This is a genomic window from Parabacteroides sp. AF19-14, assembly GCF_003635485.1.
Lineage (GTDB): Bacteria > Bacteroidota > Bacteroidia > Bacteroidales > Tannerellaceae > Parabacteroides > Parabacteroides distasonis.
The window spans coordinates 196213-212553 of record NZ_QTMJ01000006.1; the positions used below are offsets into that span (position 1 = coordinate 196213).

Consider the following 16341-nt stretch of genomic DNA (forward strand, 5'->3'; position numbering starts at 1 on the left):
AATGCAATATAGAGTTTACAAAATAGGCAAAAGAATTACAGGTAGAGATCCAGTTTCAGATCTTTTAACAGTAATTCGTCACTTCCCGCTCACCGGAGAGTATTTGTTGCAGTTCTTCCGCTGTCACATTCACACTTAGCTTGCCTTTATGGGCCACGGAGATCTTTCCTCTCTCCTCCGAGACAATAATAACCAGCGCATCTGTCTCCAATGACATCCCTAAACCGGAACGATGGCGCAATCCCATATCCTTGGGAAGGGTGGCGTTCTGGGCGACCGGCAAGATACAACCGGCCGCCTTGATCCGGTTATCGGCTATGATCATGGCACCATCATGCAACGGGCTGTTCTTAAAGAATATATTCTCGATCAAGCGGGCATTTACATCGGCGTTGAACATCTCGCCCGTATGCTCATAGATCGTCAAGTCCATATCTTGCTGGATCACGATCAAGGCACCCGTCTTTTTCCGGGCCATATTCATACAGGCCAAGACAACAGGAGCGACAAACTTCCCTTCTTTCTCCGGGTCGTCTCCTCGTTTGGAAAAAAGTTTTCCTAGGAATTTCCAGCCCCGGTGCGAACCTAACGCCAACAGGAAACGGCGGATCTCGTCTTGGAAGAGGATTACCAAAACCACGAAACCTACGCTAATAAACTTATCCAAGATGGCCCCCATCAACCGCATCTCCAATACCTGCGAGATCAAGATCCATACGACGATGAATGATACGACCCCACTGAATATAGCCAATGTGCCCGAGCTTTTCATCAACTTATAGGTCTGGTACAGGAAGAAAGCCACCAGCAATACGTCAATCAAGTCTTTTATACCGAAATGCATCCACATAGTTAATCGAGAATTGAAAGTTGAAAATTGAAAATTAGTTGTTAGTCATTTGACCTATGACGCGAATGGCTTCCACTGCTTCCCGCACGTCATGTACACGAAGGATATTAGCGCCGTTCAAGAGAGCGTACGTATTCAATACAGTCGTTCCGTTCAGGCTATCCGCAGGGGTTCCACCCAGTAATTTATAAATCATGCTTTTACGGGAGACTCCAACTAATAAAGGCAACTCAAAAATAGAGAACTCCTTTAAATGGCTCATCAATTGGTAATTCTGCTCCAACGTCTTACTAAAACCAAAGCCGGGATCGAGAATGATATCATTCACCCCTAAAAGCCGAAGCTGGCGTACCTTCCGGGAAAAGTACAGCATGATCTCCTCCATCATATCCGGGTAATCAGTATGCCTCTGCATAGTTTGAGGGGTTCCACGCATATGCATCATGATATAAGGCACCATCAAATCCGCTACCGTTTGGAACATATCCGCATCCAACTCACCGCCGGAGATATCGTTAATGATAGCTGCTCCATATTCCTCTACGCAACGACGCGCAATCCCCGCACGAAACGTATCTACGGACACCGGGATATCCGGGTAATGCTTATTTAATATATGTAAGGCAAACTCCAAACGGCGCATCTCTTCCTCCGGCGTAACCTCAGCGGCATCCGGACGGGATGAATAACCACCGATATCTATCCAATCTCCTCCCTCCGATAAGATTTCCCGGATACGGTCCTCGATAGCGGTCTCGGTCTGTTTGCGGCTGCCCGCATAAAAAGAATCAGGGGTAATATTCAAGATTCCCATCACCAACGGCGTCGCTAAAGAAGTGAGTGTCCCTCTAATATTGAGCGTTTTATCTAACATGATCTTTCCTTATTTCCAGCAAAGATACAGGTTTCTCTCTTAAAATCTCCTTCTAGATTCTTCATTCTTTATTTAATTGCTACATTTGCCCCGAATTAGACAGGAATAAATATTTAACGCGATACAGTCATGAGTATTATCGACCTCTATGATTTATTTATACATAACCCTCAAATAACGACAGATAGCCGGAACTGTCCGAAGGGTTCTATCTTCTTCGCCTTAAAAGGCGATAAATTCGATGGAAATCAATATGCCGGGAAAGCCTTGGCATCCGGCTGTGTCTATGCCGTCATAGACAATCCCGATTATTATATAGGCAAACGCACGATCCTTGTTGATAACGTGCTGAAGACCTTGCAACAATTAGCGCACCATCACCGCAAGGTACTGGGGTTGCCGATCATCGGAATTACCGGAACGAATGGCAAGACCACGACCAAAGAGTTATTGGCTGCCGTACTCTCAACGAAATTCAATTTGCTATATACCGAAGGAAATTTCAATAATCATATTGGCGTTCCCTTGACCTTGCTCCGATTGACTCATGACCATGAGATGGCGGTTATCGAGATGGGCGCCAGCCATCCGGGAGACATCAAGGAATTAGTGGATATCGTCCATCCTAACTATGGCATCATCACGAACGTAGGCCGTGCCCATCTGGAAGGCTTCGGTTCTTTCGAGGGTGTGATCCGGACAAAAGGGGAGTTATATGATTATATCCGTCGCTCCAAAGGCAAGATATTTATCAAGAAAGAGAACGAGTACCTTCAGTCTATCGCCAAAGGCATCGAACAAATCACATATGGAAACGGGGATGATGCTTTCGCGTCCGGACAGGTAGTCAGTTGCGATCCTTTCTTAGTGTTCAATTGGAAGCAACAAGGAAAGTTGCATACCGTCGAAACACATATGATCGGTAGTTATAACCTAGATAATGTATTGGCCGCCGTCGCCGTAGGCCGCTTCTTCAAGATCCCGGCAGAGCGTATCAGCCGTGCTATCGCCGCTTACGAGCCTACCAATAACCGTTCTCAGTTCAAGAAAACCGATAATAACGAATTGATTATCGATGCTTACAACGCGAATCCGAGTAGCATGAAAGTAGCTCTGGACAATTTCATCACCATGCCCGTACAGCCTAAAGCCATCATCCTTGGAGATATGCGCGAGCTTGGACCAACTAGCGACGAATTACACGCGGAGGTTGTCGAACAGATCAAGAAAGGCCAGTTCGACAAGGTGTTCCTCTGCGGCGAGCATTTCTCCAAGGTAGGCAAAGAGTTCTCCCCCTTCGCTACCACAGAGGCTATGACGGAGGAGCTTCGGAGGCAGCCGTTAAAGGGCTATCATATCTTGATCAAAGGCTCTCATAGCATGGGGCTGGAGAAACTAGTGGATATCCTATAAGCTATCATCGAACAAGACAGTTTTCAACTTTTGATACAAGAAGGAGAGAACCAATAAGATAACTCCCAAGATTATAAAGACGACCACTTTCCCGATCGTAGGCAAGAGCCACAGATCTACCAACACCAACTTTAGCAATACGATCGAGAAAGTGGCCAAACTAATCATCCGGACAACCTTCAGGTGCAATCGCATTCCCACCGCCATTTGCATAAAGCCGGCAAGACTCAACGAGATAGAGAAGCCTGCGCTTAATTCATCCGGCAAGCCCAACTGATTCAACAAATTATTCGTTCCCACGGCCAGTAATATCGTAGACAGCAAACAAATATATAAGGTCATCCCATGCGTACGCTTTTCTCTTGCGTCAAATGACTTATAATAGTACCGCCCCAAGACAAAAATATGCCCCCCGATTAAAAGCAAGGAAACCCATAGCAGGAACCGGGGAATAAAGAGATCATCATACCCGACCCACAAAGACATTCCTCCGAACAGGGATAAAGATAGCCCCAAGAGTAGTCCGTATCCCCCCGCATTTCTTGACACAGGCAAATAGCTTTTCCCTAATAAAACATTCGCAGCAAATAAAACCGCCACCGTAAATGTCTCGATATAGCTAAAGGACACGATCGAAGGATCTACATATGAATAGAAATCGAAAACAAAGGCTATATATAATACGACACATCCCGTCAAGAGAGGCCCTTTCGTCGATATCCTTGTCGGACGTACCAACCAAGCGTCTACCCAATACGATAGCCCCGTAAAAATACCGGTAGCGAACAAGCCATTTATAAATAGGGAAGAATCTCCGTACCGAGCCTCCATACATCCGTGGAAGACATCCATTCCGTAAGAGCCCAGCGTCAAGACCGGAAGTACCCAAGCGAATATCTCGTAAACCCGCAGACGGAAACGACTATAGAACCAGAGAATAATCATTACCTCTGAAGCCCAAAACAAGGTAATAAAGGTCCCTTCCAGTTGGATCGGGATCGTCACCGATACGAACGTAAGAGCGATACCCAATAACGTATGCATCAAGAAAGTGAAAGGTTCCCCTTTCCGTTTGATCCAAAAGAAAAGAGCGAAGTTAATAGCCGCAACAAAAAGGGTTACCAGACCTTTGTAATTCCGCTCAAGCTCCATATTCTGCAGGAGACAAAGGGCAAAGAACAGGAATACGAAATTGTTCAATCCGATCACTCCTAATAAATATTGATTGATCCCCCGGATATTGATTCGCACGATGGAAGCGACCGATAATAAGAAGATCAAATAGAAGGCGATAGAGAAAATAAGTAAATGCGTTAATTGGACACTTCCCATCAAATCCAGATCCGCAGCATACGTATAACCCGCAAAGACGATCCAAGTCAAGGCAAAACAAATTACAGGCAATTCCCCCCACTTCTTATAGATAGATAGCCCGAACATTCCTAGGTCCAAGATCATGACATAGGTAAACAGCACCCAATAACTTCCATCTCCGCTACCCACTAAGAATGGAGCGATAAATCCACCCACCAAAGCGATAATTGCCAGTTCCCTACGATTATAGAGTATAGATAAAGACGACATAAATCCGGTAAACAGCACAAGCAGAATAAAAGCGACCGTTTGGCTAAACAGCCCGTAATAATGATAGGCGATCGCCACCGTTACATAGAAGATCGCGAAAGCGCCTCCCGCCAGCAAAGAGCTAAAGGTACGATAGGAATCCTTCAAACGCCAAGCCACGAATAGAAGTAATCCACCCATCCCAAAGCCAAGGATCGTACGCAAGGTCTCGTTTATCCATTCCTTATCTATCGCATACTTCACGAAAAGCCCCATACCCAAGACGAGTATCAGGATACCGATTTTACCGAATAAGTTCTCACCGATATATTTCTCATAATTGACAGGCTTCCGCACCTTCTGGGGTTGAGGATTTTTAGCAGGTTCGACAATCGCCCTTACCGGTTCAGGTTGTACGAAAACTTCCGGCTCTTTCAAGATCTCAGGCTCCGGTTCCTTTATCTCGTCCACAACTTCCGGACTATTCTCCAAACGTTTACGCAAGGCAGCGATCTCTTTCAACAATTCCTCCGTTTTCTCTTGTGATTTGGATATCTTATTACGCAAGTTTATCCAAATCATGATCAGTAATAGAAGTATCAGTAAGGTATATTCCATAAACTCTAAAATTATAAGCTTGCCGCAATATACGCATTTATTTATGTAAAAGCTTTCCGAACCATAAAAAAGTCCCGACGATACGAATATCGCCGGGAGCAATTTTTTATCCGGTTTCCTTCCTCACGGAAATACTATCGGAAGAACTTTTTTACTTTAGTATTAACCACACGTTCCCCCATCACGGGATACTTTGTTGCGTGGAAATTATTTAATTAAATATATTTAGATAGAGACGGGACGTGCCCGCCTCTACTGTATCATTTCGAATAAAATAATTATTTAACAACCACCTTAACAGCAGCCTCACCCTCTACAGCTACAGCTACGATACCTGCCGGTACAGCGATTGTAGCGTTATCAGATGAAAGAACTGTCTCAGCAACCACCTTACCTAAGATGTTAGAGATAACAACAGACTTGCCAGCGGCACCTTGGATTGTTACAGTACCATCGTTAGCGATAACAGAGATAGCAGAAGCTCCTTCTTCAACGTTATCGTTGGATGTCGGGTGTAATGTCGTAGCCTCAGCAACGAACTCATGAGCCTCGTCACGATTATCCGTCCAAACTAATACGTTGTTGATAACTTTCAAATAAGAAGTTACATCTTCACGATCAGTCTTAGTTGCATCATCTTCGTTTGCAATCTCCTTTGTTGTCTTATTCTCGATCTTCAATGTATTATTTGCAGTTGTAACAAATGCCATTGCAGCCGGATTTACAGACATAGTCTTCAAGGTATCAACAGCAGTTGCTTTTTCACGAACAATAGCTAAAGAATCCTCACCATAAACGATAGCTTTAACAAAAGCTGCTTTCACCAAACCTTCTGTAGCATTCCAATAAGCGCTACCTTCATTTGTCTTAGATGTATATTTATCATCATCACCCTTAACCGCAGAATAAACAGAATCTTGAGGATTTACCAAGAAATATCTGTAACCATCAGCGATAGCAGCAGAGTCTAACCCATTACCTGTTGTGATGTAATAAGTAGGTCTAGTTACATCTTTTACACAAGCAGTATCAATCCACAAACCAAACAAGCTGTCGATATATTCTTCTTGACCTGCCAACTTAACCTCCGCAAACAAAGACTTAGGATTCATGGAAAGAGCTTTACCATCAGCCTCGGCAGATTTAACCAACATGTGAGAAGGAGCATTCAATGTAGCGTAGTCCGGAGATGGCTCTACTACCAAGTCAAAATAGTTGTTATTTACAGCTGAAGCTGCAGCAGAGATCAACTTACCAGTATTAACATCCAATACCACAATCTTATCACCTGTAGACAATAAATAACCATTGCCCTTAGCTGTTTTGAATGTGAACTCAGAACCAGCAACTGCAGGAGTAGCTGTATTATCTTCTTTTGCCAACTTAAATTCATTATCCTTAGCTACAACATACTCTTTTGTATATTGCTTGTAAAGTTTATAAGTAGCCGTAGCTAAAGTATCACCTAAAGCGATAGCACCTACACCAGCTTTGTGTTCATCAGCATTGCTAGTCCAGACCTTACCCGTTTTATCTTTAATTACTTCAACCTTGAATTTAGCAGCGTCTTCGGCTGTAGTTTTCTTAACCTTCAATACGCCGTCAACGATTGTATACAAATCATCAACACCCTCCGTACCGGAGATCAAGTTCAATGTATAAGCGAAGTTATCAACAGCTACCTTGTCCAAATACTTCGTAGCCATATAGTTGTATTCCTTGCCACCGGCTTTGATATCTTTCTGATATTCGAAATAGAATTCAGTACCAGCCGCTAAACTTGCAGAAGCAGCGCTATTTACAGCATCCACTCTGTAAGCGTCTTTACCTGTTACCTTATAGATCTGAGCGGCAGCAGTTGTAAGACCTTGGTTGAAGTTACGTTCAACGAATTGGTATTTACCACCCTTAGCAACTACATAGAACTGACCAGCAGGGTTATATGCATTAGGAGCATCCTTCTTCAATTCCAATCCACTAGCCGTAGCATAAACATACTTAAACTCATCACCAGATTTAACCTTGATGAAGTAAACACCATCACCAGTAGGCAATGTAGCCGGAGTGCCCTTACCTAATTTTACGGAAGGAGCGACACCTTGCTCGATTGTAGAAGGAGTACCAGAAAGTTTCGAGACTGTCAATACCTTTGAATTGGTTACCTGAGCATATACTACTTGAACATCAGCAGCAGTACCTGTAAGCGCAGCTTCAAATTTCTTAGTAGTTGTATTATAAACAGGTGCATTCTTTACATAAACAGCGACTTTATCGTTTGATAAGTCTTGAATAAATTTGAACTTTTGAAAATCACCATTCAATACTGTATGATAACCATTATCCAACCAAGTTGAGTCTTTTGCGAATTTATAGCCAAATACATCCTTTTGCCCAGCGATCGTGTACTTAGTTGTATCCAAACCGAAGTAAGCATCCTTTTCACCGATCTTATCAGCGCCAACTTCCTGCAACTGTACATAATCAGCATCAGCACCAGTCAACTGAGTAGCTACTAATTCTTTGCCCTCAAAGATGTTCTCTTGATAAGCCTCTCCAAAGTTCAAAGAGAATACAGTGAAACCATCGCCTAAGTCAGAGGCAGCCAAAGTACGAGCCTTCAAAGCCGAATTTACTTCCGAAGTGAATGCTGTAGCGGCACTAGCAATGCCCAAGGATAACTTACCTCCAGACACAACCAATCCTAAAGATCCGTTCGCAGAATAATAAGCAGAAATCTTGCCGTCAGTAGTTACAGACCACTTGTCAACACCTGCCGCTAAATTAGGTTTAGCATCTTTTTTTGCAGCGAAAGACAATACAGCACCAGTCTTTTTGTTAGTGAAGCTGTAAAGCTTGTTTCCTGTAGCATCAACTCCAGCTTCAGTAACCTTCCACATAGCAGAGTCAATAGAAGCTTTAGGAGCAGTTGCCAAATTGCTAAATGTTTTTACCACTACAGAGTCCGATTTAGCTCCATAAACAGCTAAATAATCAGAAGAACTGGACTTCAACATGGTGTAACCGTCTGTTTTGGTGATTTGGGCTGAAGCAACAGCCGAAATCATTGCAAGTCCAGCTACAAGAGTAGAAAACTTTTTGTTCATAATTCTAAAATTAATATTAATACTAGTGTTAATTAAAAGCTCTTCAATATTTTGCCCCTTCAAATTGGGCATAAAACGACTAGTCTAAACGATCGTTTAAACTAGTCGTTTCGGTATAGACGAAGGATGATTAAGGATTTGATAGATATTCAATTAACACTATTATTAATATTTAAATTTTCGATTTATGAACAGAAAGATTTCTACATTGTTTACGGCGGGTCTGCTGATGGCGGGTTCGTTGTGCGGTAGTGCTTGGGCGCAAAGTTCTATTCAGCAATTGGCTGGCTTTGTGAATGGACAGGGGACGTTTACCGCAACGCCTGCTACGGAATTGAAGGCTGGACACCAGTATGTATTTGTTAATGATCAGACGAATAATGAGGCTTATGGTCATGAGCTATCGGGTAGCACCATTACAGAGTCTACGATAGGATTATCTACGCCTCTTGCTGATAATGATGATGTTAAACAGTATGTTTGGACTGTTGGCATAACTGAATCTCCGAAAGGCTTCTTCTCTTACAATTTTACGAATGTTGAGACAGGAAAGCTTTTAAGGGTTAATGTCGGCTTTACGGCTATAGAGAAAAACACGAAAGTAGAGGATAAGAATACGAATAAGGATTTCGTATTTGATGGATCTTCTGTTTCTGCTCTTACGGGAGGTGCATATTCTGGCACGAATAACAATTTGTATATTTATTCATCTTCTACTCCTCTCAACGGCTTGAATTGGGGTAGTAATGTGTCAACAGTATCTACGACGATTGCGGCTCCGATCTTTTACGAGGTTAAGTCTGAGTTGTTGACGAATTCAGAGGAATTGAACGCATTGTACAATACATCTGGTTTCTCTTTCGTTTCTAAACGTCTTAAAGATCAAGGTGAAGAACCTATCGGTAACTTGTTTAACGACAAAATGGTGGTAGCTCGTTATTTGGCTCGCCCAATTACGATTGATGCTACACAATACCCGGGGTATTCAGGATCTTCTTCAGACTTGCAGATTCCTGCCGGTATGTACTTCTTTACGAAAAATGCTCCAGCTTTAGATAATAGTGACCAAGTGGTTAGGGACTATAATGCGTGGTTGAACGCTACGGTTTTGGTTGCAAGCTCTACAGAGACAATGGAGGGAACGAACGCCGGACGTGCGAATGGTGATGGTTTCTCTTTGGTAGAGAAGGAAATTGGTGACTTGAACCTGTATGTAGGAACAGGTGCGGCTTGGAAGACACAAGGTGACGAGATTTCTATCCATAACGCTTGTTTCCGTGTTCAAAAGAGTTACGTGGAATCTTATCCGTATGAGTTGAATCTGGATCGTTTCCGTTTCAGAATACAAGGTAGCAAGGCCGATCATAAGGATGCTCAAATCAAGTTGGAGATTTTGCAGCATAATGATAATTTCTACTTGACTACGATCTCTAACACTTCAGACAAGACGGATAAGTTCATCTTTAAGTTGGGCGTTGCCGGTACGAAGAAAGGTATCGAGTTGTTGAACAAGGAGGCTAAGGCAGCTGTTTATACGATCCGTGTATTGAGCGGTAAGCAAGGGGATGTGAAGAGCGTATATGGAAAATATTTGACTTCTGCGGTTGATAATGGTAGTTTTGAGCTTGTCGCAAAAGCGAAGGTGTTGTCACAGACAGAGACTCCGGCTTATCAATGGATGATTACAAGCGTGGATGATACTTATAAGATCACTTTCACGAATCGTGAGACAGGTGATCATTTCCTTACGACATTGTTCCCTAAAACAGATTTGGGTGAGAATGTATATGAGACAGCTGTTCCTTCAACTCGGGATATCACTCCTATCTATGTTGATGAGAATACCTACCGTGAGACTGCTTCGACTCAGACCGTAGAGTTTAAGCGTCTGTTAGTGGAGTTGACGAAAGTAGAAGAAGTTGATCCATACGCAGGTTTCTTGAACGTAGATGACCAGACTTTGGTAACAATGGCTTTCGCTCGCGACAACAACGTGACTTCCAATAAATGGTATACCGCTGTTACAAAAGACAATAATAGTAATGTCTACAAATTGAATGCTGATGGTAAGTTCGCCAACAGCGTATCCGATGCCGCTCAATGGCAATTGATCAAAGACGAGGCTCCGAAGACGATCATCGAGAGTAGCTTCGTTTACAATAGAGGTAACCACGTGACCGTACAGGCTAAGGGCGATAAAGGCTATGCTTATGCTTATCAATTGCGCTATATCAATGATGGTATAGAGACTAATGCCTATTTCCCGCAAGGTACAGGTACTAGTACCCATGTTAACGGTGCAGACGTTATGGCTGCGGCAGATGCGGCTAAGTTCGTTATTAAACAAGCTGCTGATGGCTCTGTTTATTTGATTCCTGTATCAAGTACGAATGCGAATGTTACAACTGTATTTGGCAAGACTACGAAATCAGTAGTAGCTGTTAAGTATAACAATGACGAGTATGTGTATACAACTCCATCCGTAGTTTATGCATTGCCGGGTAATAATCAAGACATGACATTAAAGACTTACTTGATCGAGGAAGCTCCGGAAATCAGCTATCCCGCTAAGAATGGCCATATCTCATTGGTAAGCGAGTTAGGCAACTATATCTCCTTGAACGAGAACCAAGAGGGTATCGTAGTGAATAATGAGCAATACTCATTCTATTTGCGCGTAACCGATACGAAAGCGATCGTTCCTTCTTTCTATATCTCTAAGGGTACGGAAGATCCTAATAGAAGCTTGTTCTTGTTCAATCCGAAGGATTCTGTGGACTATTATGTAGCGGACGGCATGTACGACAAGAAATATGAATGGGCTGAAAAAGCTACTAAGGCTATCTTCAAGTCTGCTTCTATCGAGGCAAACAACGATACGATCTCTACGGTAGTAAAGGGTAAGGAAGTGAAAGTTGCTAAAAATGCTGACGACGAAGGCGTATTAGGCGGCTTGGATAACTTCAAGGTTCAGATTATCCAATGCGCTGACGATGAGGGTATGTATGTGATCCGTTCCGTTAAGGAGAAAGGTCGTTACTTATATGGCCTCAACGACAAATTGGCTTGGGGTACTGATAAGAATAGCGCCATGAAGTTCACGATCACTGCTGGTGATCCTACTTCCAACGAGTCTGTAGCTGATGGCGCTGCCGGTGTTAAGGTAATAGGTGGCAATGGTATCGTAGAGATCCAAGGCGCAGCCGGTAAGAAGGTGGTTATCTCTAATATCTTAGGTAAGGTAGTAGCCGAGACTATTCTTGCTTCCGACAACGCTACGATCGCTGTTCCTGCTGGAATCATCGCAGTAGCCGTAGAAGGCGAGAACGCTGTTAAGACAATAGTTAAATAAAAATATAATGACGATATTAAGTTCCCGTGAGGGCCTCGGCCCAAGTATCCCGTGAGGGCGAACAAGCGGGAATGGATTAATATTAATACTAAAGTAATAAATTAAAGTTCATCCCTTAGTACTTCCGTGAGGAAGGAAAGCGGGAAAAGAATTAGCCCCGGTCGTTTATTCGATCGGGGCTTACTTTTGGGGAATCCACAGAAGAGAAAAAGACGGACTAATAAAAGACCGGCAACAAAGGTCACTAAAGTTTGCCGGGAGATTACACGAACAAGATTTCCGTATCCGGCAAGACAGCAGAGATATTTTCAATCGGATTGATGGAAATTTTAGCCGCATGTAACCATGCCAACTTTTGCTTTAATTTTTGCATCCAGACACTCATACGGGCTTTGTGTTCTTTTTCACCAGCAATGTCTAGTTCTATACAGGCAATAATGACTATCTTTTTCTGATTATCAAGTAGCAACTGATTAATCCGGGTAAAAAAATCCTCATCATTGGTCGAAAAACGAGCAGAATTAGTTACCGTGGCGATTGTGTCCCTAACTTTGACAGCAATCCTGCGCATTAATTCCTCGCCTTTTGCCTGAAGCACTTCCTGAGTCTCTGCATCGTGTGTATGCCCTCTGTAATTCTTTACTTCTACCAAAAACAACTGTCTGTTGTCATGAATACCTAAAAAGTCCACCGCTTTGGTAGGCTGCAAGGCATTGCTTACTTTTTTGTGCGCCAAATGTTCGTCGTACTTGACAACGTTCCATTTGGGAGATTGAAACTTGAAGTTTATGCCGCTTTCCTGAAAATTACTCATATTTGCTGATGAATTGTTGTTCCAAGTCGTAAAAGGCTGCATATTCCTCCAGAATCGGATTGCTCTGTATGCCTGCCAAGGTTTCGCTTTCCTCTACAATGATTCCCTTGCCTTCTTTTTTCAGCCCAAAGAATTTGACAGATACACCGGTGTGTTCTTTATACTCGGAATAAAGAGAAAGCGTATGTGTAAGCAAATAATCGTGTGTAGCGATGAAAATCTGCAAACCACATTCCTGAAGCACAAGGATGAACTTCGACACCACTTTGATAAGAGCCGGGTTCAAATTGGCTTCCGGCTCATCCCAGAACAGAATGGTGTTCGCATTAATTTCCCCATTCAGTATGAGGTATAAGATAGAGGCCAACTTGCGAAGACCTTCTGCCACCAAATGCGCTTCCATATTACCACTTTCCGTCTGTATATAGAAACGTCCGTTCATCTGCAGCACCTTGAACTGCAATTCCCGTTCCAACAACTCAACAGCCGGTCTCAACGGATTATCTTCAGACTCACGCAATACGGGGAGAGCCAATGCGTGTGCTAGATTGATGTAGGTCTGGTCGAATGAAATCTCACGCTTACTGCTCAAACCGATAAAACCCTCGAACAAAGAGAACATTTCACGAGGAGGGATGTAGATGAAATGACGGTCGTTCCACTTCTCGTCCGTTTCCAATTTCACAGTCGTCTTGGCTGCAGAGGAAAAGCTATATTGCAATACCTTGCTATCTATCGTAACCGCAATGTTCGCCCTACCGGAAGGTAGTCCTTTGCTGACCAAATTGCCGATGATGTCCGGCTTGAAATAATAGATCATATCTTCCGCCAAGATATACTCAAACTGCTCTTTGGAAGCAGAGTTCTTGCCGAGGAAGTCGTGACGTGCCTGCAAGGTGGCAGCCAAGCATTTAAGCACGTGTGTCTTGCCGGTACCATTCTTGCCGATGAGGACATTTACTCCTTCGGTGAAATCGAAACGATTGTTTGCAAAGCCCGTGAAATTAGTCAGTAATATGCTGTTAATCATTGAATATACCTCATTTTTAACTAAGTGTTCACAAAAGTAACTTAAAATTGGAAAGTAACAAAGTTGGATTCAAAAAAGTTACAGTTACCCAATGATGTATTCTATCCTCGGTAAACAAGATATAAGGACCACTACGTTTATCTCGTTGGCAAAGTAAGTTAACTTACTTGGGCATTTTAATTAGCTTACTTTGCCAACGAAGCTAGCTTACTTTGAAAGTAGGGTAATTCGGTATTAATGATTCGTCCCCTCGAATAAATCCTTTGAATTGTTGGATAAGCCATTCTTTAGCTTGAACTGGTTGAACGTATAGCTAAGGGTCAAGCCTATCAACGGGTAATCGGGCCGGATTCGTGTTTTGGAAATCAAGTTCGAGGAAGTGATCGTATTGACATAACGGGCCGTATTGAAGACATCCCGGAAAGAGAGGGTGGCCGTCAACTTCCGTTTGAAGAATTGTTGCCGTATCGCTAGGTTGACAAACCAGAACGACTGGGTTCTTCCTTGGGTGGTTACGGAAGGGCCTACGAAATTGCCGTCAAGCTGTATCCTTGTGTATTTCCCGGTCGTGAAAGCGTTGTTCCATGCGATCTCGTAATTGGTACTGGTCTCATTCTTCCCGTCCGTCTTATACTCGTTCTCTACCCGGTAGTGATAAAGGCTACCGTTTATTTGCGTATTCCACCAACTGGTGGCCTGCAAACTGCCCGATAGTTCTATTCCGGTGGAATAATCATGTCCCACGTTCGCCATGGAATCCAAGGTAACCCCGGCTTGGTAAGGAACCCGTAATCGTTCGATCTTGTCTTTGCGGGTTCGGTGGAATAGGGAGGCAGACAAGGCATTGTCGCCGGAAGTCAAGGAATAATTCAACTCGAAAGAATGAATGTACTCTGGGCGTATATCCGGGTTACCGATCTCGGCTGTATAGTAATCCTTGTAAGTGATGTATGGCTCCATGAAATAAAGCTCTGGTCGGGTCGTACGACGGCTGTAAGCGAATAGAAGCTTCTGATTTTGTGTGAGGTTATAACCGATATGGGCGGATGGGAACAACTCAAAACGCCTTTGTAGGCGGTTCGCCCAATCTTTGGAGCTACGTAATACTTGATGCGTATGTTCTCCCCGTAATCCTACTTGAAAATCAAAAGACCGGTAGCTATCCCCAACGATCGCATAAAGGGAGTTGATCCCTTGTTGGAAATAGAACGTGTTGTAAATATCGTCACGCCAGAAGAACTCTTTGGTATCCGGGTTCCAAAACTGCATACTATAATCGCCGTCTTCCGAGTATGAGAAATATTGATAACCCGCCTTGATTTGTCCGGTTTTGCTGTATGGAAATACATAATCGGCTTTCGCACGGACGGTCCAACGATGTTCGGCCTCCCACGCACGATGACCTTGCTGGCGTACGTTGTTTTTGTCGAACAGATCGCTTTGGAAATATTCCAGAGCGTCGCCTCCATATTTCAAGAAGAAGCTACCGCTAAGGTTATGCCCCTTATCATTGAACTTATGATCCACGGCCAGATTCCCTAGTCCGAAAGTCTCATGGATATCAAAGTCGTCAAGGCTCTTGAACTCTCCGTTCTCGAATTGCTCGCCATTAGCGGAACGTTCTTCCGTATATTCCAGATCTCCTTTTCGCTTGAGTCCGGCATATCCGCCTTCCGCGTTAATAGAAAAAGTCGTTTGTTTTTGCGTATAGCTCCAACCTCCGTTGAGAATATATGCGTAGCCGTTACTTTCACGGGGGCCATTGGAATAAGAAGTCGTTGTCGTATCGTTTACCAACGTCGTTTTCTCTTGGGTAAAATGACTTTTACGAAGTCGGTTTCCCACATAACCGCCTATACGCCATTGAGACGCCTTGTTTTGTCCGGTCAACAAGAAATCCAAGGTCCGGCTCCATACCGTATTCCCGCTTAGGTTGATTACTCCGCTCAGCCCTTCCCCGAAGTTCTTCTTGGTAATGACATTGATGATCCCGACATCACCCCCTGTATCATGTTGGGCGGACGGGGTGGTGATGATCTCTATATTCTGGATTTGTCCGGACGGGATCTGTTCCAAGGCTTGGGTCCCGGTAAATATACTGGGCTTTCCATCTACGTAGACCGTGAATCCGCTACTTCCCCGGAAGGTAACCTCTCCCTCGGCGTTCACCCGGATGGAAGGCGTGTTCTCTAGGATATCGACAGCGGTTCCTCCCGAGGAAAGCAGGTTGGAAGAAGCCTCGATGATCTTTTTATCCAGTTTATAGATGACTTGTTTCTTGTTGGCTACGACCTCCACTTCCTGTAAGCCTACCTCAAGCATTTGCATCGGGATAATACCCAGATCTTTGATTTGCTCTGTAAGGATAAACTCCTCTCCCATATAAACATCATATCCCAGAAAATGGATACGGATCGAATACGTTCCCGGTTTTACGGGCTGGATTAGAAAAGAACCGTTCGCTTCAGTCATAGCTTCTTCGACGATATGATCTCCATCATATAATACAACGTGAGCGTAGTCTAATGCCTTACGGGTGGTTTGATCGATTACGATTCCTTTAATACCCGGATTCGCATGGATAGATAGTAGTGCGCTAAGGAATACTAGCGATAGAAAAAGTTTTCTCATATTTTACATTCGTTTTAGAATTGATACCGCAAAGCTAGGGAAATAGGGAGGGAGCGGGCCGGACATATGTTTCATAATACCGTACAAATCGT

The 16341-nt window shown here is 43.5% G+C and carries 9 protein-coding genes; 2 read left to right on the top strand and 7 right to left on the bottom strand.

All coding sequences use genetic code 11. The annotated features are described in order from the left end of the window. Window positions 1–64 precede the first annotated feature (64 nt). Together cdaA and folP are read right to left on the bottom strand one after the other, a co-directional pair. Entirely contained in the window at window positions 65–850 is a 786-nt protein-coding gene (gene cdaA / locus DWX33_RS08495; RefSeq protein ID WP_008779131.1) for a diadenylate cyclase CdaA, read from the bottom strand. A 34-nt stretch (window positions 851–884) separates the two neighbouring features. After that, on the bottom strand, window positions 885–1724 hold the full coding sequence (gene folP, locus DWX33_RS08500) for a dihydropteroate synthase (protein WP_122380200.1): 840 nt from the start codon (window positions 1722–1724) through the stop codon (window positions 885–887). Between the two features lie 129 nt (window positions 1725–1853). Here folP and murF point away from each other — a divergent pair, with 129 nt between their 5' ends. After that, complete coding sequence (gene murF, locus DWX33_RS08505) at window positions 1854–3137, top strand: UDP-N-acetylmuramoyl-tripeptide--D-alanyl-D-alanine ligase (RefSeq protein WP_122380201.1); 1284 nt, start codon at window positions 1854–1856, stop codon at window positions 3135–3137. Here the strand turns inward: murF and DWX33_RS08510 are convergent. Next, complete coding sequence (locus DWX33_RS08510; protein ID WP_048927222.1) at window positions 3132–5318, bottom strand: DUF2339 domain-containing protein; 2187 nt, start codon at window positions 5316–5318, stop codon at window positions 3132–3134. The two genes, murF and DWX33_RS08510, sit on opposite strands and share 6 nt — an antisense overlap. A 278-nt stretch (window positions 5319–5596) precedes the next feature. Then, complete coding sequence (locus DWX33_RS08515) at window positions 5597–8494, bottom strand: DUF6383 domain-containing protein (protein WP_229040455.1); 2898 nt, start codon at window positions 8492–8494, stop codon at window positions 5597–5599. A 115-nt stretch (window positions 8495–8609) separates the two neighbouring features. Between DWX33_RS08515 and DWX33_RS08520 the strand changes: the two genes are divergently transcribed. Continuing rightward, entirely contained in the window at window positions 8610–11774 is a 3165-nt protein-coding gene (locus tag DWX33_RS08520; protein ID WP_009016878.1) for a DUF6383 domain-containing protein, read from the top strand. A gap of 262 nt (window positions 11775–12036) precedes the next feature. On the opposite strand, the gene DWX33_RS08525 is transcribed toward DWX33_RS08520, so the two are convergent. The 3 genes from DWX33_RS08525 to DWX33_RS08535 all read right to left on the bottom strand — a co-directional run bounded on the left by DWX33_RS08525 (window position 12037) and on the right by DWX33_RS08535 (window position 16249). Further along, a complete protein-coding gene (locus tag DWX33_RS08525) occupies window positions 12037–12588 on the bottom strand; it encodes a hypothetical protein (protein WP_005867515.1) in 552 nt (183 codons plus the stop codon). Continuing rightward, window positions 12581–13618, bottom strand: coding sequence for an ATP/GTP-binding protein (locus tag DWX33_RS08530; RefSeq protein WP_005867516.1), 1038 nt, complete (start codon window positions 13616–13618; stop codon window positions 12581–12583). The genes DWX33_RS08525 and DWX33_RS08530 overlap by 8 nt, the downstream gene beginning before the upstream one ends. Before the next feature lie 234 nt (window positions 13619–13852). Continuing rightward, complete coding sequence (locus tag DWX33_RS08535; RefSeq protein ID WP_048927128.1) at window positions 13853–16249, bottom strand: TonB-dependent receptor; 2397 nt, start codon at window positions 16247–16249, stop codon at window positions 13853–13855. Window positions 16250–16341 lie beyond the last annotated feature (92 nt).

What these genes read in the sequence shown, in the direction of transcription:
- cdaA (WP_008779131.1), bottom strand. Translation starts at nt 850, where the DNA reads ATGTGGATGCATTTCGGTATAAAAGACTTGATTGACGTATTGCTGGTG.
- folP (WP_122380200.1), bottom strand. Translation starts at nt 1,724, where the DNA reads ATGTTAGATAAAACGCTCAATATTAGAGGGACACTCACTTCTTTAGCG.
- murF (WP_122380201.1), top strand. Translation starts at nt 1,854, where the DNA reads ATGAGTATTATCGACCTCTATGATTTATTTATACATAACCCTCAAATA.
- DWX33_RS08510 (WP_048927222.1), bottom strand. Translation starts at nt 5,318, where the DNA reads ATGGAATATACCTTACTGATACTTCTATTACTGATCATGATTTGGATA.
- DWX33_RS08515 (WP_229040455.1), bottom strand. Translation starts at nt 8,494, where the DNA reads ATGCCCAATTTGAAGGGGCAAAATATTGAAGAGCTTTTAATTAACACT.
- DWX33_RS08520 (WP_009016878.1), top strand. Translation starts at nt 8,610, where the DNA reads ATGAACAGAAAGATTTCTACATTGTTTACGGCGGGTCTGCTGATGGCG.
- DWX33_RS08525 (WP_005867515.1), bottom strand. Translation starts at nt 12,588, where the DNA reads ATGAGTAATTTTCAGGAAAGCGGCATAAACTTCAAGTTTCAATCTCCC.
- DWX33_RS08530 (WP_005867516.1), bottom strand. Translation starts at nt 13,618, where the DNA reads ATGATTAACAGCATATTACTGACTAATTTCACGGGCTTTGCAAACAAT.
- DWX33_RS08535 (WP_048927128.1), bottom strand. Translation starts at nt 16,249, where the DNA reads ATGAGAAAACTTTTTCTATCGCTAGTATTCCTTAGCGCACTACTATCT.